At 63.3% G+C, this 22297-nt stretch carries 23 protein-coding genes; 7 read left to right on the plus strand and 16 right to left on the minus strand.

Going from position 1 to position 22297, the window contains the following annotated elements; genetic code table 11:
* Position 1: 1 nt before the first annotated feature.
* From ABD847_RS11860 to glyA, 12 genes are all read right to left on the minus strand, one after another.
* Positions 2–979 carry an ABC transporter permease gene (locus ABD847_RS11860; protein WP_345013250.1) on the minus strand — a complete coding sequence of 326 codons (978 nt, stop codon included), beginning with the start codon at positions 977–979 and terminating at the stop codon, positions 2–4.
* A 124-nt stretch (positions 980–1103) separates the two neighbouring features.
* Positions 1104–2657 (minus strand): ABC transporter substrate-binding protein, encoded by a 1554-nt coding sequence (locus ABD847_RS11865; RefSeq protein ID WP_345013252.1) that lies wholly within the window; start codon positions 2655–2657, stop codon positions 1104–1106.
* Positions 2658–2698: 41 nt separating this feature from the next.
* A complete protein-coding gene (locus ABD847_RS11870; RefSeq protein WP_345013254.1) occupies positions 2699–4420 on the minus strand; it encodes a dipeptide ABC transporter ATP-binding protein in 1722 nt (573 codons plus the stop codon).
* 425 nt (positions 4421–4845) lie between these two features.
* Positions 4846–5328, minus strand: a complete 483-nt coding sequence (locus tag ABD847_RS11875; RefSeq protein WP_345013255.1) for a phosphatidylglycerophosphatase A family protein — start codon at positions 5326–5328, stop codon at positions 4846–4848.
* A complete protein-coding gene (thiL, locus tag ABD847_RS11880) occupies positions 5325–6290 on the minus strand; it encodes a thiamine-phosphate kinase (RefSeq protein WP_345013256.1) in 966 nt (321 codons plus the stop codon). The genes ABD847_RS11875 and thiL overlap by 4 nt, the downstream gene beginning before the upstream one ends.
* A gap of 73 nt (positions 6291–6363) precedes the next feature.
* Complete coding sequence (gene nusB, locus ABD847_RS11885) at positions 6364–6777, minus strand: transcription antitermination factor NusB (RefSeq protein WP_345013258.1); 414 nt, start codon at positions 6775–6777, stop codon at positions 6364–6366.
* A gap of 15 nt (positions 6778–6792) precedes the next feature.
* Positions 6793–7263, minus strand: a complete 471-nt coding sequence (gene ribH, locus ABD847_RS11890) for a 6,7-dimethyl-8-ribityllumazine synthase (protein WP_345013260.1) — start codon at positions 7261–7263, stop codon at positions 6793–6795.
* 89 nt (positions 7264–7352) lie between these two features.
* Entirely contained in the window at positions 7353–8465 is a 1113-nt protein-coding gene (gene ribBA / locus ABD847_RS11895) for a bifunctional 3,4-dihydroxy-2-butanone-4-phosphate synthase/GTP cyclohydrolase II (RefSeq protein ID WP_345013262.1), read from the minus strand.
* Positions 8466–8509: 44 nt separating this feature from the next.
* Positions 8510–9169, minus strand: coding sequence for a riboflavin synthase (locus ABD847_RS11900; protein WP_345013264.1), 660 nt, complete (start codon positions 9167–9169; stop codon positions 8510–8512).
* A 9-nt stretch (positions 9170–9178) separates the two neighbouring features.
* Complete coding sequence (gene ribD, locus ABD847_RS11905; RefSeq protein ID WP_345013266.1) at positions 9179–10291, minus strand: bifunctional diaminohydroxyphosphoribosylaminopyrimidine deaminase/5-amino-6-(5-phosphoribosylamino)uracil reductase RibD; 1113 nt, start codon at positions 10289–10291, stop codon at positions 9179–9181.
* 1 nt (position 10292) lies between these two features.
* Positions 10293–10742: a transcriptional regulator NrdR gene (gene nrdR / locus ABD847_RS11910; protein WP_345013268.1), complete on the minus strand. Its 450-nt coding sequence runs from the start codon at positions 10740–10742 to the stop codon at positions 10293–10295.
* A gap of 128 nt (positions 10743–10870) precedes the next feature.
* Positions 10871–12124, minus strand: a complete 1254-nt coding sequence (gene glyA / locus ABD847_RS11915) for a serine hydroxymethyltransferase (protein ID WP_345013270.1) — start codon at positions 12122–12124, stop codon at positions 10871–10873.
* Positions 12125–12429: 305 nt separating this feature from the next.
* Here glyA and aroQ point away from each other — a divergent pair, with 305 nt between their 5' ends.
* The 5 genes from aroQ to prmA all read left to right on the plus strand — a co-directional run bounded on the left by aroQ (position 12430) and on the right by prmA (position 17152).
* Positions 12430–12888: a type II 3-dehydroquinate dehydratase gene (gene aroQ, locus ABD847_RS11920; RefSeq protein ID WP_345013272.1), complete on the plus strand. Its 459-nt coding sequence runs from the start codon at positions 12430–12432 to the stop codon at positions 12886–12888.
* Positions 12889–12914: 26 nt separating this feature from the next.
* Positions 12915–13370 (plus strand): acetyl-CoA carboxylase biotin carboxyl carrier protein, encoded by a 456-nt coding sequence (accB, locus tag ABD847_RS11925; RefSeq protein ID WP_345013274.1) that lies wholly within the window; start codon positions 12915–12917, stop codon positions 13368–13370.
* A gap of 10 nt (positions 13371–13380) precedes the next feature.
* Positions 13381–14721: an acetyl-CoA carboxylase biotin carboxylase subunit gene (accC, locus tag ABD847_RS11930; RefSeq protein WP_345013276.1), complete on the plus strand. Its 1341-nt coding sequence runs from the start codon at positions 13381–13383 to the stop codon at positions 14719–14721.
* Between the two features lie 124 nt (positions 14722–14845).
* Positions 14846–16207 carry a hypothetical protein gene (locus ABD847_RS11935; RefSeq protein WP_345013278.1) on the plus strand — a complete coding sequence of 454 codons (1362 nt, stop codon included), beginning with the start codon at positions 14846–14848 and terminating at the stop codon, positions 16205–16207.
* Between the two features lie 69 nt (positions 16208–16276).
* Positions 16277–17152 carry a 50S ribosomal protein L11 methyltransferase gene (gene prmA, locus ABD847_RS11940; RefSeq protein WP_345013280.1) on the plus strand — a complete coding sequence of 292 codons (876 nt, stop codon included), beginning with the start codon at positions 16277–16279 and terminating at the stop codon, positions 17150–17152.
* Positions 17153–17210: 58 nt separating this feature from the next.
* Here the strand turns inward: prmA and ABD847_RS11945 are convergent, their stop codons facing one another.
* From ABD847_RS11945 to rstA, 4 genes are all read right to left on the minus strand, one after another.
* The gene (locus ABD847_RS11945; protein ID WP_345013282.1) at positions 17211–17858 is read right to left on the minus strand and encodes a bifunctional 4-hydroxy-2-oxoglutarate aldolase/2-dehydro-3-deoxy-phosphogluconate aldolase; all 648 of its coding nucleotides are present in this window, start codon (positions 17856–17858) and stop codon (positions 17211–17213) included.
* Positions 17859–17995: 137 nt separating this feature from the next.
* Positions 17996–18475 carry a hypothetical protein gene (locus ABD847_RS11950; protein ID WP_345013284.1) on the minus strand — a complete coding sequence of 160 codons (480 nt, stop codon included), beginning with the start codon at positions 18473–18475 and terminating at the stop codon, positions 17996–17998.
* A 49-nt stretch (positions 18476–18524) separates the two neighbouring features.
* A complete protein-coding gene (rstB, locus tag ABD847_RS11955; protein WP_345013286.1) occupies positions 18525–19850 on the minus strand; it encodes a two-component system sensor histidine kinase RstB in 1326 nt (441 codons plus the stop codon).
* 3 nt (positions 19851–19853) lie between these two features.
* On the minus strand, positions 19854–20561 hold the full coding sequence (gene rstA, locus ABD847_RS11960; protein WP_345013288.1) for a two-component system response regulator RstA: 708 nt from the start codon (positions 20559–20561) through the stop codon (positions 19854–19856).
* Between the two features lie 299 nt (positions 20562–20860).
* On the opposite strand from rstA, the gene dusB reads away from it, so the two are divergent.
* A complete protein-coding gene (gene dusB / locus ABD847_RS11965) occupies positions 20861–21826 on the plus strand; it encodes a tRNA dihydrouridine synthase DusB (protein WP_345013290.1) in 966 nt (321 codons plus the stop codon).
* Between the two features lie 16 nt (positions 21827–21842).
* Positions 21843–22142: a DNA-binding transcriptional regulator Fis gene (fis, locus tag ABD847_RS11970; protein ID WP_345013292.1), complete on the plus strand. Its 300-nt coding sequence runs from the start codon at positions 21843–21845 to the stop codon at positions 22140–22142.
* Positions 22143–22297: the final 155 nt, after the last annotated feature.

The following is a 22297-nucleotide window of genomic DNA, read 5'->3' on the forward strand; positions in this document are numbered from 1 at the left end:
CTCAGGCTCCTTTGGCGGTCAGGTTGACGGTGGGGTTGATGAGACCATACAGCAGGTCCACCAGGGTGTTGGTCACCACGAAGATCAGGCCGACGAAGATGACGTAGGCGGTGATCAGCGGGGTATCCACCCGGTTGATGGCTTCCAGAAACAGGAAGCCGGTCCCCGGCCACTGGAACACGGTTTCGGTGAGAATGGTGTAGGCCACCATGGTGCCCACCTGAACACCGCCGACGGTGATCACCGGCAGCATGGTGTTTTTCAGGGCGTGACGATACAGCACCTGGTTCTTGTACAGCCCCTTGGCCCAGGCAAACTTGACGTATTCGGCGCTGAGCACTTCCAGCATCTCGGAACGCACCAGGCGGATAAACAGCGGCAACATGATGGAGGAAAGTGCCACGGACGGCAGCAACAGGTGCTTGAGACCATCCAGGGTAAACAGGCCGGACTCCCAGCCCAGTAAGTTCAGGGTCTCACCCCGTCCGTAGGAGGGCAACCAGCCCAGCTGTACCGAGAAGACATACATCAAGAGGATGGCGGTGAGGAACACGGGTACCGAGATGCCTATGATGCTGAAGCCCATGATGCATTTGGTCAGCCAGCTGCGGGGATGAATGGCGGAATAGACCCCCAGCGGGATGGACACTAGGACGATGATCAGGGTGGCGCCGAACACCAGCTCCAGGGTGGCCGGCAGCTTGGCCAGGATCACCTCCAGCGCCGGCTTCTTGAAGATGAAAGAACGTCCCCAGTCACCCTGAACGGCATTGCCCAAGAAGCGCTTGTATTTGACGAGGAAGGGATCGTTGAGTCCCAGTTGGTCACGCAGCGCCTCCCGCTGAGCCTCGGACACCCCCTGTCCCACCATCTCCCGCAGCGGATCCCCCAGGTTATCCTGAATGGAGAACGCCACCAGACTGATGACAAACATGACAATGACGGCCTGATAGAGCCGTTTGACTAGAAATGTAAACATGAACGGATAGTCCTTGCTATCGCGGGGCCACCGGTTTGGCGGCCCCTTAACAATCGAACGTTCCGCCTTCACGAGGAAGCGCGGAACGTCCGGGTCTCACATCAGGCGATGGTTCGCCTGAGACTTACTCGCTGACCTTGAGGTCACCGTAGTGGGGCAGATCCAGCGGGTTAATGATCTCTTCTACACCCACGTTCTTCTTGGCACCCCAGGAGAGGTTCTGCCAGTGCAGGGGCACGAAGGCGGCATCGTCAGCCAGCAGCTGTTCGATCTGCTGCAGCATGGCGGTGCGCTTGGCCACATCCACTTCCACGTTGGAGGCTTCTACCAGCTTGTCCACTTCCGGGTTGGAGTAGTTGCCGCAGTTGTACTGACCCTTGCCGGTGTCGGCGTTGGGGGTCATGACCAGGTATTCGAAGTAGTTGCCGGAGTCCTGGGTATCGGACTGCCAACCGATCAGCTGCATGTCGCTGGCGCACTTCTCAAATTCCGGCCAGTACTGGGCCTTGGGCATGGTCTTGAGTTCAACCTTGATGTTGATCTTGGCCAGCATGGCCGCCACCGCCTGAGCCACCTTGGCATCGTTGATGTAGCGGTTGTTGGTGGAGATCATGGTGACCTTGAAGCCCTTCTCGTAGCCGGCTTCCTTCATCAGCGCCTTGGCCTTGTCCAGGTCATAGGTCGGCGCCAGGCTGTCCACGTGGCCCAGGTAACCCGTCGGGCTCATCTGGCCAGCCGGAGTGGCGAAGCCCTTCATGATCTTGTCCACGATACCCACCTGGTTCACGGCATAGTTCACCGCCTGGCGAACCCGCTTGTCCTTGAAGGCCGGTTGGGTGTTCTGGTTCATTTCGAACATGACGATACGGTCGCTGGTGGCGGTCACCAGCTTGGTGTTGGCACCCTTGCTCACGCGAGCCTGATCGTTAGGCGCCACCGGAGCAATCATGTCCACGTCGCCGGACAACAGGGCGGCCACCCGGGTGGCGTCTTCCTTGATGGGCACCAGCTTGAAGTTATCCACGTTGCCGGTCTGCTTGTCCCAGTAATCGGCAAAACGGGTCATCTCCAGCTTCACACCCTGTTCACGGGTGACCACCTTGAAGGGGCCGGTACCGGAAACGTGGGTAGCGGCATAGGTGCCGGCGGCCTTGACGATCTCGGCCTTGTCCTTACCGTCTTCGGTGGTGCCGGTGTAGAACTTGGAATCCATCGGGAAGATGTAGGCGGCATTTTGCAGCACCAGCGGATAGGGCGCCTTGGCCACCAGATCCACGGTGAAGTCATCCACCTTCTTCATGCCTTCGTAGGCGGTGAACAGGCCCTTGAAGTCCTCGGACTTGAGGATACGCTCGTAGGTCCAGATCACGTCATCGGCGGTGAAGGGGTTGCCGGAATGGAACTTCACGCCCTTGCGCAGGTGGAAACGGGTCACGGTGGGGCTCAGTTGCTCCCATGACTCCGCCAGACGGCCTTCCACCTTCATGTTCTTGTCGAAGCGAACCAGCGGGTCGAACGACATGTGGGCAAACTGCAGGATACCGCCAGAGAGCTGCTCGTAAACGTCCAGCGACTCGGGGTCGGCATCCAGAGCCACGGTCAGATTAACGGCCATGGCGTTGGCACACAGGCCGGCGGCCAGCAGTGCATAGGCGATCTTGTTCAGTCCTTTTTTCATCCTATCTACTCCGTTTTACGTTTGTTGTTAGAAGCCTGGGCTCAACCGGCGATCTGCAATCCTTCGCGGCTCATGCCCTTGAATTCCGGCATCAGCGAAATCAGCTTGCGGCTGTATTCGTGCTGCGGGTCGGTAAACAGCTGCTCGGTGGGGGCCACCTCCAGCAGGGTACCGTGCTGCATCACGCCGATCCGGTCACACATCTGGCGGATCACCGGCAGATCGTGACTGATGAACAGCATGGTCAGCTTCAGCTCATCCTGCAGATCCTTGAGCAGGTTGAGGATCTGCGCCTGCACCGACACATCCAGGGCGGAGGTGGGTTCGTCGCAGATCAAAAAGCGCGGTCGGGTGGCCAGGGCGCGGGCGATGGAGATCCGCTGGCGCTGGCCGCCGGAGAATTCGTGGGGATACTTGAAGCCCGCCTGGCTGCCCAACCCCACATGCTCCAGCAGATCACCGACGATCTGGCGGATCTGCTGCTCACTGTCCGCCAGCTGATGGAAGCGAATGGGCTCGGCGATGATGTCCGCCACCTTCATCCGCGGATTCATGGAGGAGTAAGGGTTCTGGAACACCATCTGCATCTGGCGACGCAGCGGACGACGCTCCTTCTCGCTCTTGAGGGCGGTCATGTCGATCCCCTCAAACACCACCCGCCCCTCGTTGGGCGGATAGAGGCCGGCGATGACCCGGGCTATGGTGGACTTACCGGAACCCGACTCCCCCACCAGGCCGAAGGTTTCCCCTTCGTGGATCTCGAAGCTGACGTGGTTGTTGGCCTGCACATACTTGCGCCGGGCGGCAAACAGGGAGTCCTTGGTGGTGAAGCGCAGGCTGACATCCTCGACCCGCAGCAGGGCGCCTTCATACTGGCGCTCGCTCATGGCTTGGCCCAGCCAGTGATTCTTCAGATCCAGGCCGTGGCTCTCACCCGCCTCTTCTATGTAGGAGACCAGCGGAAAGCGCACCAGCTTGACGTCGGAGCGCGGCACGGCGGCGATGAGGCTCTGGGTATAGGGGTGGTTGGGCTTGCCCAGCACCTGTTCCGTGCTGCCGATCTCCACCAGGTCGCCACGGTACATGACCGCCACCCGATCGGTGACGTTGGACACCACGCCCATGTCATGGGTCACCAGCATGCAACCCACCTGACGGTCTTTGCACAGGCCGCGGATGAGCTCCAGGATCTGATCCTGAATGGAGACGTCCAGCGCCGTGGTAGGTTCATCGGCGATGATGAGATCGGGGTCGCCGGACAGGGCGATGGCGATGACCACCCGCTGGCGCATGCCGCCGGAGAACTGGTGCGGGTACTGCTTGATGCGCAGCTCCGGCTGGGGGATCCCCACCGCCGCCATCAGGGACAAGGCCTTCTCGAACGCCTGCTCGGCCGTGGCATCTGTGTTGGCCAGAATGGTTTCCACCAACTGCTGCTCCACGGTGAACAGCGGGTTCAGGGAGGTCATGGGATCCTGAAAGATGAAGCCGATGCGGGAGCCCCGCACGGCACGCATCTGCTCCCGGGTCAGACCGGAGATCTTCTCGCCATTGAGAAAGACATCGCCACGGGCGATGCGGCCCGGCGGGCTAAGCAGGTCGATGATGGCGTTGCCGATGGTGGACTTGCCGGCACCGGACTCCCCGACGACCCCGAGGATCTCCCCCTTTTCGATGGTGAAAGAGAGATCCTTTACCGCGGCCATCACGCCTCGACGGGAGGGGTATTCGATCCGCAGGTTCCTGACTTCAAGCAACGACATTGATTAACCTCTGCAGGGCGGTCGCCCTGTGTTTTTCTTTTACCCGAACCAACTGCTCGCAGAGCAATTGACGCTTTTTTCGCCCGTTCGTAGAGACAAACGGGCTAACGTTATTACGTTTAAAATGCGGTGTAAATCGGCATAACCCAGCCCATCATGCGGTCATTTGACCCGAAGGCAACAAGCAACAGCATGACATACGACATTAGCCAAACTTGTCTGGGATATTATATTAACTAATGACCAGATCAGCAGAACATGCGTTCGTTAGCTCACCAATTAGGCAGAGGTTTATCGTTTATTTACATTTGAGACCACAAGGGGGGCAAACTGAATCCCATTCTGCCATCTTTGCAATCTGACACATCTTCCACTGCTAAAATCGACCTGCTTAGCATGACTCTCTCGAGTCAGGAGCCAAAACTCTAATGCAAGCCCCAGGCCAATCCTTGCATGACCAACCAGGCCATGGCCCCGGCCAGCAGATCATCCACCATGATGCCCAGCCCCCCCTTCACCCGCCGATCCAACCAGCCGATGGGCCAGGGTTTGAGGATGTCGAACAGACGAAAGAGCAAGAAACCGGCCAGCAGCCAGAACCAACCCGCCGGTGCCGCTATCATGGTGATGCCATAGCCCATGAACTCGTCCCAGACGATGCCACCATGATCTTCCTGGCCGATGGCATCGGTGGCGGATTGGCAAATCCAGACCCCGGCCACCGACCCTATCAAGAGTAGGCCAAGATAGGCCCACAGGGGCCAATCGCTCACCAGGTAGTAACAAGGCACGGCTGCCAGGGTGCCAAAGGTGCCGGGCGCCACCGGCGACAGCCCGGAGCCGAAGCCGGTAGCCAGCCAGTGCAGCGGATTGCGCCAGTTCAGGCGCTTGAGTTCAGGTTTGATCATGGTGCCTCCTTGAAGTGATCCCAGCCTTGCCAGTGAGGTGCCACCGGCTGCCCACTGTGCTGCCAGCGCAGCTCGCCGGCTCGCTCCGTGATACGCCCTATGAGGGTGACAGGGCAAGCCAGCCGGGCCGCCAGGGCCTGTATCGCCGCCGCCTGCTGGGGCGGCGCGCTAAAGCACAGCTCATAGTCATCGCCGCCGGCCAAGGCCAGGGCCCAGGCCTCCTCCGGCGGCAAGGCCCCCAGGGGCGCCGGCAGCGGGATTTGCTCCAGCGCCACCTCGGCCCCCACCCCGGAGGCGGCCAGCAGATGGCGCAGATCCGAGGCCAGGCCGTCGGACAAGTCCAGCGCCGCGCTGGCCAAGCCCCGCAGCCCCTCCCCCAGGGCCAGCCGCGGCTGCGGCCACTCCAGAGCCCGGCGCAGCGGCGCCAGTATCTCGGCGGACAACGATCGTTTGCCCAACAGATGTTGCAGGGCCAGCGCCGCCCCCCCCAGGGCACCGCTGACATAGAGATCATCGCCCGGGCTCGCCCCGGATCGTCGCAGGGCACCCTCTTGGGGCACAGTGCCCTGAATGGTGACAGTGATGGACAGGGGTCCTCGGGTCATGTCGCCCCCTATCAGCTCCACCTGATGCTCATCGGCCAAGGCCAGAAAGCCCTCGGCAAAGGCCGCCACCCAGGCCTCGTCCACCACCGGCAATGTCAGGGCCAGGGAGGCCCAGCGGGCGGTGGCCCCCATGGCGGCCAGATCCGACAGATTCACCGCCAGGGCCTTGTGTCCCAGAGCCCGGGGATCCACCTCGGCAAAGAAATGCACCCCGCTCACCAGGGTGTCGGTACTCACCGCCAGCAGCTCGCCGGCCGGCACCGCCAGCAGGGCACAGTCATCCCCCGAGCCCAACACCACATCGTCACGCCGCGGCGGTCGCTGGAAGTAGCGGCGGATCAGCTCAAATTCACCCATCATTGACTCCTTGTGGCCCCCATAAGCAAAAAGCCAGCGAAATGCTGGCTTTGCAGGCTTGGAGACGGTGATCTCACGCCTTGTTCTGGGCCCGAACCACCTTGTCCAGCACACCGTTGACAAACTTGTGGCTGTCTTCGGCGGCGAAGGACTTGGCCAGTTCGATGGCTTCGTTGATCACCACCTTGTAGGGCACATCCTGGCGGAATTGCAGCTCAAAGGTCGCCAGACGCAGTATGGCCTTGTCCACCAGATCCAGATCCTCGAGCTTGCGGGACAGATGCGGTGCAAAGGTGGCATCCAGGGTGGAGGCATTGTTGGCCACTCCCAGCAGCAACTCGTTGAAGTAGGCCACGTCCGTGCCCTTCATGTCGTTGTCCAGCTTGAACTGCTCGACAATATCCCCCACGTTGTCCTGGGTGACCTGCCACTGGTAGATGGCCTGGGTGGCGAAGAAGCGGGCGCGACGGCGCTCTGCAGGTTTCAATGTCGTTCTCCTAACTTACACGTCCAGTTGCTTGAGGACGTTGATCATTTCCAGCGCGCTCAGTGCAGCCTCTGCACCCTTGTTACCCGCCTTGGTACCAGCACGCTCGATGGCTTGTTCAATGTTTTCTGTGGTCAGCACGCCGAAGGCGACCGGCACCTCGTGCTCCAGCATCACCTGGGCCATGCCCTTGCTGCTTTCGTTGGCCACCAGATCGAAGTGGTAGGTGCCACCGCGGATGACACAACCCAGGGCGATGACGGCATCGAACTGACCGCTCTTGGCCAGCTTCTTCACCGCCAGAGGGATTTCCACGGCACCCGGCACCCGCACCAGGGTGAGGTTGTCGTCATTCACCTGACCCTGACGCTTGAGCACATCCAGGGCACCGGACAACAGGTTTTCATTGATGAAGCTGTTGAAACGGGCCACCACGATGGCGATGCGCGCGTCGGGCGCGGCCATGTTTCCTTCGATTACCTTCATGGCTCTTCCTCAGTCTGCCGGGATAAAAGTGCGCGTAGTCTAGCACAACCGGGCGTTGACAACAGCCTGCCGCCCGGTTACTGCCCCGCTTAGTTGTCGCTGATGTATTCCACCACTTCCAGGCCGAAACCGGACAAGGCGTGGTAGCGCTTGGGCGAGCTCATCAGCCGCATCTTGCCCACCCCCAGGGCCTTGAGGATCTGGGAGCCGACCCCCACCCGCCGGGAGGTGCCCTTGGGCTTGGCCGCCACCGGCTGCTCGCCGCAATCCTCGGCGGCAAACTGGGACAGGCGCGCCAGCAGATCGGCCTGGCTCTGCTCCTGCCCCAGGATCACCAGCACCCCGCCTTCGGCGGCGATGCGGGCCATGGCATCATGGATGGGCCAGCTGCGGGCAGCATGGCGGTCGGTGAGCAGCACATCCGAGAAGAAGTCATGCAGGTGCACCCGCACCAGGGTGGCCTGCTCCGCCAGTATGGGCCCTTTGCACAAGGCATAGTGCACCTGGTTGTCGATGGTGTCCTTGAAGGTCACCAGCTCGAACTCACCGTGCTCGGTGGGCAGCTGGCAGCGGCTGAGCTCCACCACAGTCGTCTCGTTCTGGATGCGGTACTCGATGAGATCGGCGATGGTGCCGAGCTTGATGCCGTGCTGGGCGGCGAAGGCCTCCAGATCCGGCCGCCTGGCCATGGTGCCATCTTCGTTAAGGATCTCCACGATCACCGCCGCCGGCTCCAGCCCGGCCAACCGGGCTAGATCGCAACCCGCCTCGGTATGGCCGGCGCGGTTCAGCACGCCACCGGGTTGCGCCATCAGGGGAAAGATGTGCCCCGGTTGCACCAGATCGCCGGCCTGGGCCTCGGGGGCCACCGCCGCTTGCACGGTACGGGCCCGATCCGCCGCCGAGATGCCGGTGGTGACGCCGGTGGCCGCCTCTATGCTGACGGTAAAGTTGGTGGAGAACTGAGCGCCGTTGTTGCCCACCATCAGCGGCAGGTTGAGGCGCCGGCAGCGCTCCTGGGTTAGGGTCAGGCAGATGAGGCCACGACCGAAGCGGGCCATGAAGTTGATGTCTTCGGGGCGCACCATGGAGGCGGCCATGATGAGATCCCCTTCATTTTCCCTGTCCTCGTCATCCATCAGGATGACCATCTTGCCCTGCCGCAGGTCGTCAATAATCTCTTGGGTACTGTTCAATGCCATCTTGTGCTTCCTGAAAGTTGCCTGCCATTGCCTTGGTAGAAGGCTTAACGCAAAAATCCGTGTTGAGCCAGGGTCTCCAGCGTGATGCCGGCGGAGGCCGGCTGCGCCGCCTTGTCCCCCAGCATCAGCCGCTCCAGATACCGGGCGATGAGATCCACCTCAAGGTTCACCCGGCTGCCCGGCCGCCAGTCACCCACGGTGGTCTCTGCCGTGGTGTGGGGCACTATGGTGAGCTTGAAGCGGGCCCCCTCGACGGCGTTGACCGTCAGGCTGATGCCATCCACCGTGATGGAACCTTTCTCGGCGATATAGCGAGCCAGCTCTTCCGGCGCCTGGATCCAGTACTCCATGGCTCGGCCCAGGGGATGGACTGAGACGAGCTCGCCGACGCCATCCACGTGACCGGAAACCAGGTGGCCCCCCAGGCGGGTGGTGGGAGTCAGGGCCCGCTCGAGATTGAGCGCCTGGCCGACCTTGTAGTGGGCAAAGCCGGTGCGCTTGATGGTCTCACCCGAGACATCCGCCACATAGCCGTCCCCCGGCAGGGCCACCACCGTCAGGCAGACGCCGTTGGTGGCGATGGAGTCGCCCAGCTTGACGTCCGACAAGTCCAGCTTGCCGCTGCGCACCCGCACCGACACATCCTGCCCCTTGGGCTCCATGGCGATGAGGGTCCCCACCGCCTCGACGATTCCTGTAAACATCTTCTTCTCCTAGACCTGCGGCCGCAGCCGCAGCCGTATGTCCTGTCCCAGCTGGCGCAGCTCCAGCAACTCAAGCCGTGGCGCCTGGCTCATCTGGGTATAGACCGGCAGGCTCAGCAAGCCCTGAGCGGCCTCTCCCATCAGAAGCGGCGCCTGGTAGAGCAGCAGCTCGTCCACCAGCGACTGGCTGAGCAGGGCGCCGGCCAGCTGGCGGCCCGCCTCCACCCACAGCTCATTGATGCCCCGGGCGCCCAGCGCGTCCAGCAGTGCCGGCAGACTCAACTTGCCGCTGGCCGGCTCCCGGGGCAGCGGCACCTGGCTCACCGCTGCCGGCCACTTGCCTTCTACCTGCTCGCGCGCCAGCCAGATCGGCCCGGGCAGGCTGAACAGTCGGGCGTCCGCCGTCACGCGCTGTTGGCCGTCGACGATGACCCGGATGGGCTGGCGCAAGTCGGCCTCGGCGTACTGGGCGCGCACCGACTCGGGCAGCTCAGCCCAGCGCACGTTGAGCGCCGGATCATCGGTGAGCACAGTATCGGCGCCGGTGAGGATGGCACAGGCCTGGGCCCGGCCCAGCTGCACATCGGCCCGCGCCTGGGGGCCGGTGATCCACTGGCTCTGGCCATTGGCCAGGGCGGTTCGGCCATCGAGACTGGCCGCCAGCTTGACGGTCACCCGCGGGCGCCCGCTGCGCATGCGCTGCACAAAGCCGGCATTGAGCGCCAGGGCATCGGCCTCCATCAGGCCGGAGGCCACCTGGATGCCGGCCGCCGCCAGCCGGCGCAGGCCGCGCCCGGCCACCAGCGGATTGGGATCCTCCATGGCCGCCACCACCCGGGTTACGCCGGCGGCGATCAGGGCATCGGCGCAGGGCGGCGTGCGGCCATGGTGGGAGCAGGGCTCCAGGGTCACGTAGGCGGTGGCGCCCCGGGCCAAGTCACCGGCCATGCGCAGGGCATGCACCTCGGCATGGGGCTCACCGGCCTTGCGGTGATAGCCCTCCCCCACCAGCTGGCCGTCCTTGACGATGACACAACCCACCCTGGGATTGGGCGTGGTGGTAAAGCGCCCCAGGCGGGCCAGCGCCAGGGCCTGGGCCATCCAGTGCCAATCGGCCTGCATGCTACTTCTCCAGTCGGGCGATCTCTTCGCCGAATTCACGAATGTCCTCAAAGCTGCGGTAGACGGAGGCGAAACGAATGTAGGCCACCTTGTCCAGGGACTTGAGCTCCTCCATCACCAGGTTGCCGATGAGCTTGCTGTCCAGCTCCCGCTCGCCGGTGGCCCGCAGTTTGGACTTGATGCGGTTGATGCTCTCCTCCACCGCCTCCAGGCTCACCGGCCGCTTCTCCAGCGCCCGCTGGATGCCGCCGCGCAGCTTGTCTTCGTTGAAGGGTTCGCGGCAGCCGTTACTCTTGATCACCCGGGGCAACAGCAGCTCGGCGGTCTCGAAGGTGGTGAAGCGCTCATGGCACAACAGGCACTCCCGCCGGCGCCGCACCTGATGGCCCTCGGCCACCAGCCGCGAGTCGATCACCTTGGTATCGATGGCACTACAGAAGGGACAATGCATGGCAGCTCCTGAAGGTTGCTAGAAAATGGCCCAGTGTAACAGAGGCTTGCCAGCCTGTCGCAAGCCCGGCAGGGCCACAAAAAACAATGCCGACCCTGGGGTCGGCATTGTCGTCTCAGCCTGGCTGCTTAGGCATAAACCGGCAGACGTTTGCAGATGGCCAGCACCTTCTCGCGCACCGTGGCCAGTACGGTCTCGTCGGTGTGGCTGTCCAGCACGTCACAGATCCAGCCGGCCAGCTCGGCGGCATCGGCTTCGGTGAAGCCGCGGCGGGTGATGGCCGGGGAACCGATGCGAATACCTGAGGTGACGAAGGGTGAGCGGGGATCGTTCGGCACTGAGTTCTTGTTGACCGTGATGTTGGCGCGGCCCAGGGCGGCGTCGGCATCCTTACCGGTCAGTTCCTTGTCGGTCAGATCGATCAGGAACAGGTGGTTGTCGGTGCCGCCGGAGACGATCTTGTAACCGCGGGACTTGACCACTTCCACCATGGCCTTGGCGTTCTTCACCACCTGTTGCTGGTAGCTCTTGAACTCGGGCTCCATGGCTTCCTTGAAGGCCACCGCCTTGCCGGCGATGACGTGCATCAGCGGGCCGCCCTGACCACCGGGGAACACGGCGGAGTTGAGCTTCTTGTACAGCTCTTCGTCGTTTTCGGCGGAGAGGATCAGGCCACCACGGGGACCGGCCAGGGTCTTGTGGGTGGTGGAGGTCACCACGTGGGCATGGGGAACCGGGTTCGGGTAGACACCGGCGGCCACCAGGCCGGCCACGTGGGCCATGTCGACAAACAGGTAAGCACCCACCTTGTCGGCGATTTCACGCAGCTTGGCCCAGTCGACGATGCCGGAATAGGCGGAGAAGCCGCCGATGATCATCTTGGGCTTGTGCTCAACCGCCAGGCGCTCCAGCTCGACGTAATCGATCTTGCCGGTCTCATCGATGCCGTAGGGCACGATGTCATACAGCTTGCCGGAGAAGTTCACCGGTGAGCCGTGGGTCAGGTGACCGCCGTGGGCCAGGTTCATGCCCAGTACCTTGTCGCCGGGCTGCAGCAGGGCCATGTAGACGGCGCTGTTGGCCTGAGAGCCGGAGTGCGGTTGAACGTTTGCGTAGGTGGCACCAAAAAGTTCCTTGGCCCGTTCGATGGCCAGGGTTTCCACCACGTCCACATACTCGCAACCGCCGTAGTAACGCTTGCCGGGATAGCCTTCGGCGTACTTGTTGGTCAGCTGGGAGCCTTGCGCCTGCATCACCCGCGGGCTGGTGTAGTTTTCAGAGGCGATCAGCTCGATGTGCTCTTCCTGGCGCACCGTTTCAGCCGTGATGGCAGACCAAAGTTCCGCGTCATAATCGGCGATGTTCATGTCACGCTTCAGCATCCGTTTCTCCTGACTAGGCGTGTTGATAGTGGGGTAGGCGTCACATTCTAACCCGGCCTCAGGCGACATGACAGTGTGGGCTGCTATTTTAGCTGCATTCTTGAGCAGGCCCTGTGTCAAAATGGGTAAAAAGGCACTGCCATGGGGCATTTTGCGGTGATTAGACCAGTAAAGTGCTGCTAAATTTCATGAAACCAATATAATTGCCCCACTTGGCCTCGACCCGGGCCGGCCCAGGTGCCACGTAGCGGTCTCTGTTGGCATAACGCCAAGATGACAACACGTTTGCCGAGGATTGCCACAACATGTCTACAAAACATCGGATACTGCTCCTCAATGGTCCGAACCTGAACCTGCTGGGCAAGCGGGAGCCTGGCATCTATGGCGCCGATACCCTGGCCGACATAGTCCAGCATCTGACGGAGCAGGCCCAGGGGCTGGGGGTTGAACTGACCCACCGGCAGAGCAATGCCGAAAGTGAGCTGGTCGAGACCATACATGCCGCCATGGGCGAGGTGGACTTCATCCTCATCAACCCGGCGGCCTTTACCCACACCAGCGTGGCCATCCGCGATGCCCTGCTGGGGGTGGCGATACCCTTTATCGAAATCCATCTGTCCAACGTCCATGCCCGCGAACCCTTCCGTCACCACTCCTATCTGTCGGACGTGGCCAAGGGAGTGATCTGCGGTCTGGGGGCCGATGGTTACGAATTTGCGCTAACAGCGGCCGTGCGCCATCTGCGCCGGTCAACCAACAACTGACCAAGAAGTTGAATCAGAGAATGCAAATGGATATCCGTAAAATCAAAAAGCTGATCGAGCTGGTTGAAGAGTCTGGCATCGCCGAACTGGAAATCTCCGAAGGCGAAGAGTCCGTGCGCATCAGCCGTGTCGCCCCCGGCCAGGCCGCCCCCGTGGTGAGCTATGCCATGCCGCAAGCCGCCGCCCCTGTGGCCGCCCCGGCCGCCGCCGCAGCGCCCGCCGCCGCCGCCCCGGCTGCCGAGCCCAGCGGTCACCTGCTGCGCTCCCCCATGGTCGGCACCTTCTACCGCGCCGCCAGCCCGGACGCCCCCTTCTTCGTGGAAGTGGGCCAACAGGTCAAGGCGGGCGATGCCCTGTGCATCATCGAAGCCATGAAGATGATGAACCAGATCCAGGCCGACAAGGCGGGTGTGGTGAAGAGCATCCTGGTGGAAAACGGTGAAACCGTCGAGTTTGACCAACCCCTGTTCGTGATCGAATAAGAGGCAGAGCATGCTGGATAAAGTCGTCATCGCCAACCGCGGTGAAATTGCCCTGCGCATCCTGCGGGCCTGCAAGGAGCTGGGCATCAAGACGGTGGCGGTGCACTCCACCGCCGACCGGGATCTCAAGCACGTCAAGCTGGCCGATGAGACCATCTGCATCGGCAAGCCGGCCGCGAAAGACTCCTACTTGAACATTCCCTCCCTGATCGCCGCCGCCGAAGTGACCGGCGCCGTGGCCATCCACCCCGGCTACGGCTTTCTCTCCGAGAACGCCGACTTCGCCGAGCAGGTGGAGAAGTCCGGCTTCATCTTCGTCGGTCCCAAGGCGGACACCATCCGTCTGATGGGGGACAAGGTCTCCGCCATCGAGGCGATGAAGAAGGCCGGTGTGCCCTGTGTGCCCGGTTCTGGCGGTCCCATCGGCGATGATGCCAAGCAGAACGCCGCCATCGCCAAGCGCATCGGCTACCCGGTGATCATCAAGGCCGCCGGTGGCGGTGGTGGTCGCGGCATGCGGGTGGTGCGCTCCGACGCCGAACTGCAAGGCGCCATCGCCCTGACCAAGTCCGAGGCTGGCCAGTTCTTCGGCAACGACATGGTCTACATGGAGAAGTACCTGGAGAACCCGCGCCACATCGAGATCCAGGTGCTGGCCGACGGCCAGGGTAACGCCATCTACCTGGGTGAGCGGGACTGCTCCATGCAGCGCCGTCACCAGAAGGTGGTGGAAGAGGCCCCGGCCCCCGGCATCACCGAAGACATGCGCCGCTTCATCGGCGAGCGCTGCACCCGCGCCTGTATCGAGATCGGCTACCGTGGCGCCGGCACCTTCGAGTTCCTGTATGAGAACGGCGAGTTCTACTTCATCGAGATGAACACTCGTATCCAGGTGGAGCACCCTGTCACCGAGATGATCAGCGGTGTGGACCTCATCAAGGAACAGCTGAAGATCGCCGCCGGCCAGCCGCTGTCCATCAAGCAGGCCGACATCCGCTTGAAGGGCCACGCCATCGAGTGCCGGATCAACGCCGAGGATCCCCAGACCTTCCTGCCCTCCCCGGGCAAGATCGACTGGTTCCACGCCCCGGGCGGCCTGGGCGTGCGCTGGGACTCCCACATCTACAGCGGCTACACGGTTCCGCCACACTACGACTCCATGATCGGCAAGCTGATCTGCTACGGCGAGAACCGCGACATCGCCATCGCCCGTATGCGGCAGGCCCTGGATGAAATCGTGGTGGAAGGCATCAAGACCAACATAGAGCTCCATAAGGAGATCATGCGGGACGAGAACTTCCAAAACGGTGGCACCAACATCCACTACCTGCACAAGAAGCTGGGGCTCTGATCCCGCCCCGCCGCCACGAGGCCACACCCAGGTGTGGCCTCTTGTTTTATGAGGACTTTCTGCTGGTCAGGCGGCAAAGCTGGGGTCTATAATGTGCGCCAGTTCACATTTTCTGGAGCCTTGGGTGTCCGCGACCCGGCCTTGTTCCGCCCTGATGTTTGCCCTCCTGCTGCCGGTGGCCCTGTTGCCACTGGCGGATCTGCTGCGTCAATTGGGTCAGGGCGACCAGCTGTGGCAACTGCTGCTGGCCGGAGCCGGAGAGGCCATTCAAGAGGCGCTGCCCATACTGCTAGCCATCGCCCTGGCCCGGGGGCTGGAGCGCGAGCGCCTCACCAGCCAACCCCTCAACGCCCTGTTGGGCTACCTGGTGATGAGCCAGACGGTGGCGGGACTGCTGAACCCGCCGGAGGATCTGGCCATCCCCTGCGCCCTGCTCAGCGCCTGGGTCAGTGCCCGCGCCCACCCCAGGCTGGCTAAGGTTCGCCTGCCGGCCCGCCTGCGCATCTACACCACGGATGCCCTAATCCTGGTGCAAAACGCCCTGCTCTGCCTGTTGCTGGCCCTGCCGCTGGCGGGTCTGTGGCACTGGCTGGCCCCCGAGCTGTGGGCACTGGCCCGCGATGGAATACGCTGGCCCCAGGGAGACTGGCTGCTGGGCAGCCTGCTGCCCATCATGACCCTGCTGGGGCTGGCGCCGAAGCTGCTGGCCAACCTGGTCCAGAGCGGGCCGTCCGAGGCGGTGCAGGCGGCCATCGCCGCCAGCACCCTGGTGGGGCTGCCGGTGCTGGGCATCCAACTGCTGCGGGCCGCCCGTCGTCAGCAGCTCCCCCGTCACCAGGGACTCTGGCTGCTGCTGTTGCTGGCTTGCCTCGCCAGCGGCCACAGCCAACCCATGCTGCTGGCCCTGCTGGTGTTCTACCGGCCGTTATTCTGGTTGCACCTGCTGCTGAGCGGCCTGGTGATGACCCTCAGCCTGAGTCTGGCCGCCCGCTGGCAGACCGAGCTGCCCGGGGGCCTGCTGGCCCTGGTGTGGCAGCCCCACGCCCTGCTGACCAACGCCGCCGGCTGGCTGCTGGCCCTGCTGACCCTGATCCTGAGCCTGCTGCTGAGTCGCCTGTGCCTGCGCTGGTTCCCGCTCATTCCTCTCAAGGAGCCGGAGCAGGAGCCCAGCGCCCCGGTGAGTGCCGACATCAGCCTGCTGGCCATCGACTACCTCAAGGCCATCGGCGGCCTGGGCAACATCGTCAGCGTGGCGGCCCAGCAGCACTACCTGCAGCTGGAGGTGGAACAGCCCCAGTCGGTGGATCGCCATGCCCTGCTGGCCCTGGGGGTGCTGACGCAGTTCGACGAGCAGCCTCAGCGCCTGCAGCTGCTGGCCGGCCCCCTGGCCGGTTCGCTGGCCGAGAAGATCCAGCAACTGGCCAGCCGCCAGTCGGTGGATCTGCAGCCACGCCGCTTCGCCCTGCGGCCCTACCAGATCCACTAGCGCCGGGACAAGCCAAGGCGGCAATGCTACAATCCGCCGGTCTCAAGCCCATCAACACAGCGACTCGCCATGCCCTGGATACAGATCAAACTCAACGCCACCGCCAAAACCGCCAACAAGCTCAGCAACATGCTGATGGGTCATGGCGCCCAGGCCGTCACCTACATGGATGCCCAGGACAACCCCGTCTACGAGCCCCTGCCCGGTGAAACCAAGCTGTGGGGTGAGACCCAGGTCATCGGCCTGTTTGATGCCGAGGTGAACCCGGATCCCATAGTTGCCTTCTTCAAGGAGCATCTGGGCGAGGATCTCGTCTACAAGGTGGAGCAGCTGGAAGACAAGGACTGGGTGCGGGAGTGGATGGAGCATTTCCATCCCATGCAGTTCGGTGAGCGGCTGTGGATCTGCCCCAGCTGGCGCGAGGTGCCGGATCCGCAGGCGGTCAACGTCATGCTGGACCCGGGCCTGGCCTTCGGTACCGGCACCCACCCCACCACGGCCCTGTGCCTGCAGTGGCTGGATGCCCAGGATCTCACCGGCAAGACCATAGTCGACTTCGGCTGCGGCTCCGGCATCCTGGCCATCGCCGCCCTGAAGCTGGGCGCCGCCCGGGTGATCGGCATCGACATCGATCCCCAGGCCATCCAGGCCAGCCGGGATAACGCCCAGCGCAACGGGGTGGCGGACCAGCTGGAGCTGTTCCTGCCCGCCGACCAGCCCACCGAGTTGCAGGCCGATATTCTGGTGGCCAACATCCTGGCCGGCCCGCTGCGGGAGCTGGCGCCCTTGATGAACGATCTGGTGCGCCCCGGTGGCCTCTTGGCCCTCTCCGGGGTACTGGAGAGCCAGGCGCCGGAGCTGGAAACCCTCTACGGCCAATGGTTCGACATGGACCCCACCGCCGTGCGCGAGGAGTGGTGCCGCCTCTCCGGCCGCAAGCGGTAAGCCGCCACTCGCTCCCAGCAACAAGGCGCCTAGATGGCGCCTTTTGTCTGTCTGCCGGTCAGGCGCGCAGGGCGGTCACCCGCGCCACCGCCTCGGTGGTCAAGGCCGTGACGGCCGCCCAGTCCCCGGCTGCTACCTCGTCTGCCGGCAGCATCCAGGAGCCGCCGACGGTAGCGACACAGGGCAGTGCCAGATACTCCGCCAGATTCGCCGGGCCTATGCCGCCCGTCGGGCAGAAACGCACCTGGGCCAGGGGGGCGCTGATGGCCTTCAAGGCCGCCGCCCCGCCATTGGCCTCGGCGGGAAAGAACTTCAGATGGTCGTAGCCCAGATCCAGCGCCTGCATCACCTCGGAGGGCGTAGCCACGCCAGGGATTAGTGGCGCCGGCCCGGTCAGGGCGTGTTGCAGCAGCGCCGACGTCAGGCCCGGCGAGATGACAAACTGGGCCCCGGCCGCCACGGCGGCATCGTACTGGCGGGGATTGAGCACGGTACCGGCCCCGACATAGGCCTCTGGCAGCGCCGCGCGGATGGCCGCAATGGCAGACAGGGCCGCCGGTGTGCGCAGGGTCACCTCAAACACCGACAGCCCGCCCGCCAGCAAGGCCCGAGCAATGGGCACGGCCTGTTCGGGACGGTCGATCACCATCACGGGCAAGAGGGCTGAGGCGGCAAACAGGCGGGCCGGAGATAGATTCCAGGTCATGGTGACTCCTTGGTCATCAGTAAGGGGTCAGCATACCGGGCCGCCATGCGGGTGCAAGCGACAAAAAAGCCAGGGGCAGGCCCCTGGCAGACAAACCCGCCCTGCTGAGACGGGGAAAGGGTCACAGTGAGCCAAGCTTAATTGGTCGTTTGGCTGACCTTCTTCAGCACCACCGGCTGGCTGGCGGCGGCACTCTTGCCGGTGCTGACGGCACTAGTCTTGGCTGTCGTGGCTTTGGCCTTCGTAGCTTTGGCTTGAGTGGCTTTGGCTTGAGTGGCTTTGGCTTGGGTCGCCTTGGCGGTGCTGCTGGCCTTGACCTTCTTCACCTTGGGCGCGCTGTGCTCGGCGGCACTGGCCTTGACGCTCTTGCTGGTCTGGCTATGCACGGCCTTGGTGGCGGTGGTCTTGCTGCTCTTGGCGGAGGTCACCGCCTTCTTGCTCTGGGTCTGGGCGGTCTTGACGCTCTGGCTGGCGCTGGTCGACGCCTTCTTCGGCACTATCAGGGTAGTGGCATTGGCGCTGGCCGCCGTGGTGCTGGCTTGCTCTGCCGCCACACAGGCCAGAGAAGGCAGGGTGAAAGCCAGGGTCAGCAGGCAGGACAACAGGGACTTGTTCATGGAAATCTCCTTGGATGGAAGAGGGAGCCCTTGCTCCACGTCCGGCACTTTATCCCTGCGCCGACGTCCCGTCCGTCAAGGTTGCGTGACCGTTTGTATCCAAATGTACCGGCAGCTGCAGGCAGAAGTGGGCCCCCTGTGCCGAGGGCAGCAGGCAGGCGCGACCACCATGGGCCTGGGCTATGCTGCGGACGATGGCCAGCCCCAGTCCGGCGCCGCCGGTGCGGCGATTGCGGCTCTCATCCAGCCGCAAGAACGGCTCGAATACCCGCTCTACCGCCTCGGCGGGCACCCCGGGCCCATCGTCCGCCACCGACAGCCAGATCTGCTCGTCCTGGCACTGCAACCGAACCTGCACCTGCTGGCGGGCATGGCGCAGGGCATTGGCCACCAGGTTGTCCATGGCCCGCTCGAGCAAGGCCAGATCCCCGCGCCAGGGCAACACCGCCAGGTCGCACACCAGGCTCAGCCGGCACTGTGGCCCCAGGGCCTGCCATTCGGTCAGATGGCCGCGGGCCCAGGCCACCAGCTCCCAGTCACCCGGCGTCAGACGAAAACCGGGCTGGGTGAGGCGCCCATAGGTCAGCATGTCGTCGATCAGATGCTCCAGGGTGGCCAGATCCCGGCCGATGGCGCGCTCCTCACTGTCGCTTAACGGCGAGGCCAACATGGCCAGGCGATAACGCAGCCGCCCCAGGGGGGTGCGCAGCTCGTGGGCCATGGCATCGGTGAGCAACTTGCGGCCGGCAATGCTGGCCTGCAGCCGCTCGGCCATCTGATCGAAGGTCTGGCCCAGCTCCGCCAGGCTCGAGCCCGTTGGCAAACTCACCCGAGCCTGCAGATCCCCGGCCCCCAAGCGCTGGGCGGTCGCCACCAGCTGCTGCAAGCCGCGCCAGTGGGGACGCAACCACCAGAGGATGGGCAGCCCCAGGGACAGTCCCAGCCCCAGCAGCAGCCCCACGTCCACCCAGCGCAGCTGATGCAGGAACGACAGATAGGGCACTGGGCCGACCACCAGCACCCGATCGCTCTGACCGATGCGCTGAATAAAGGTGTCATCCGCCTCCATCAGCACTATGTTGCCGGCAGCCAGGAAGGCCAGGTCCTCGGCCTCCAGCGGCTGCGCCGACAAGGGTGCCGTATGCAATGCCATCCCCAGGTGCTTGGCATACTGGGTCATGTGTGCCGACCACTGATCGGCCGGCATCTCGGCCAGCTCTTGGGAGAGCCGATCCAGCGAATCCTGCACCAGGTATTCCAGATAGCGATTGCCCACCCGCTCGGCGGTGCCCTCGTACAGGCTGCCGATGAGCAGCACCGCCACCACGAAGCTGGCCATCAGCAGCAGGTAGAACTGAATAAAGAGGCGCCGCATCAGCTAGTCCCAGGCCTCGGCCACCAGCAGGTAGCCCTTCTGACGCACCGTCTTGATCCGGGTCGGCGTCTCGGCACTGTCCCCCAGCTTACGGCGCAGTCGGGAGATGGCGACATCCATGCTGCGATCCAGCCCATCGTAGTCCCGCCCCCGCAGAGCGCGAAACAGCTGCTCCCGCCCCAGGATTTCGCCGGCATGGCTGGCCAGCTGCCACAGCAGATCAAACTCGGCGGTCGACAGACTCACCTCCCGACCGGACAGGCGCACGCTGCGGCTGGGCAGATCGATGACAAGCTGCCCCAGGCTCAGCCGGTTGGCTGGCAGGGCACTGGGGAGCGGTTCCCGCATCAGGCCACGCTGGCGCAGCTGCACCCGCAGGCGGGCCAGCAGCACGGGGGGCGGCGTGGTTTTGAGGATGTAATCATCCGCCCCCAGCTCCAGCCCCAGCACCTGATTCATGTCGCTGTCCAGGGAGGTGAGCATGACGATGGGGCCGGCAAATTGCGGACGCAAGGCCCGGCAGACCGACAGCCCATCCATCCCCGGCAGCATGATGTCCAGCAGCACCAGATCCGGCGCCTCCGCCGCCACCCGGGCCAGGGCCTGATCGCCCCGCGGCTCCAGTAGCACCGTCATGTCATGGCGGGCCAGCCAGTCGCCGATGAGCTGCCCCATCTCGGCGTCATCTTCCACAAACAAAATCCGGTACATGCCACCTCCTCGTCATGTGCTGGCTCAGCATACGCCGCTGTCCGCCAAAGAAAATGGCCGGCCAAGAAAAACCTGCCCCGCCGCCGCCCCGGCATTCCGCCGGGAAAAAGCCTCAATCCGGGCCATGATAATTGCGAAGAAAACAGGGTTATCCACTTGAATTGGAAAGGTAAATTGATTTGCAAGCGCAGCGGGCAAATCATGCCGAGAAAAAATCCCGCCATGCTCAATTTCTGACCTTTTCAGCCTGTCAAAAAATGCGTAATATACGCCGCCCTGAGCCGATGGTTGTTTTATCGATGCAGATTGGTCCCTACAAACTGGATGCCCCCCTGATCCTCGCCCCCATGGCCGGTGTCACGGATCGTCCCTTCCGCCAGCTTTGCTTGCAGATGGGCGCCGGACTGGCGGTGTCGGAGATGATGTTGGCCAACCCGGATACCTGGGACACGGAAAAATCGCGTAAGCGGCGCTACGAGCAGAGCGAGGCCGGCATTCGTTCGGTGCAGATCCTCGGCTGCGAGCCCGCCCTGATGGCCGAGGCCGCCCGCCACAATGTGGCAGCGGGGGCCCAGATCATCGACATCAACATGGGTTGTCCGGCTAAGAAGGTGAACAAGAAGCTGGCGGGCTCCGCCCTGCTTCGCGATCCCGACCTGGTGGCCCGGATCCTGGAGGCGGTGGTGCAGGCGGTGCCTGTGCCCGTGACCCTGAAGATCCGGACCGGCTGGGATCCAGACAACCGCAATGGGGTTGCCATCGCCAGACTGGCCGAAGCGGTCGGCATTCAGGCCTTGACGGTGCATGGCCGCACCCGGGCCTGCCTGTTTCGTGGCGAGGCCGAGTACGACACCATCAAGGCCATCAAAGAGGCTGTCACCATCCCTGTGGTGGCCAACGGCGACATAGATTCGCCGCACAAGGCGCGCGCCGTACTGGATTACACGGGCGCCGATGCGGTGATGGTCGGCCGGGCCGCGCAGGGACAGCCGTGGTTATTCCGCCAGATCCGCCACTATCTGGAACGGGGCGAGACGGCGCCGGCCCCCTCGCAGGAGGAGGTTAGTGCCCTCGTGCTGGGACATGTTGCGGCCCTACACCAGTTCTATGGTGAATATCAGGGGGTCCGCTTTGCCCGCAAGCACGTGGCCTGGTACCTGGACAAGATGGGGACGGATCAGGATTTTCGCAGAGGTTTCAATGTGCTGGAGACGGCCGCAGGCCAACTGGACGCATTGAAGCAATTTTTTGACATAACAGCATAAAAAGAGCAGACAGAATATGTTTGAACAAACCCTGAGTTCCGACGCACTGGTTACCACCACCACTCATGCTCACACCAACGAACCCACCCAACGTCCGCTGCGCGAGTCCGTCCAGCAGGCGCTGCGCAACTACCTGGCCCAGCTCAACGGCCAGGAAGTCACCGAGCTGTACGAGATGGTGCTGAGCGAAGTGGAAGCCCCCATGCTGGACATCATCATGCAGTACACCCGTGGTAACCAGACCCGCGCCGCCATCATGATGGGCATCAACCGCGGCACCCTGCGCAAGAAGCTCAAGAAGTACGGCATGAACTAATGCTTCGACCTGAAGCCTAAAAAGACGCTGCCTAAGGCAGCGTCTTTTTTTCCAAGTTCGGCTCTGTTGATGACTCGCCAAGCGTTTGATGCTGCAAGCATTTCATCTTCACCTCGTTTTCGGCTGGCAAGAGCTGTATTCCGTTTGACGCTTAT

Origin of the sequence: Pseudaeromonas paramecii (assembly GCF_039540575.1) — a bacterium.
GTDB classification, from domain to species: Bacteria; Pseudomonadota; Gammaproteobacteria; order Enterobacterales; family Aeromonadaceae; genus Pseudaeromonas; species Pseudaeromonas paramecii.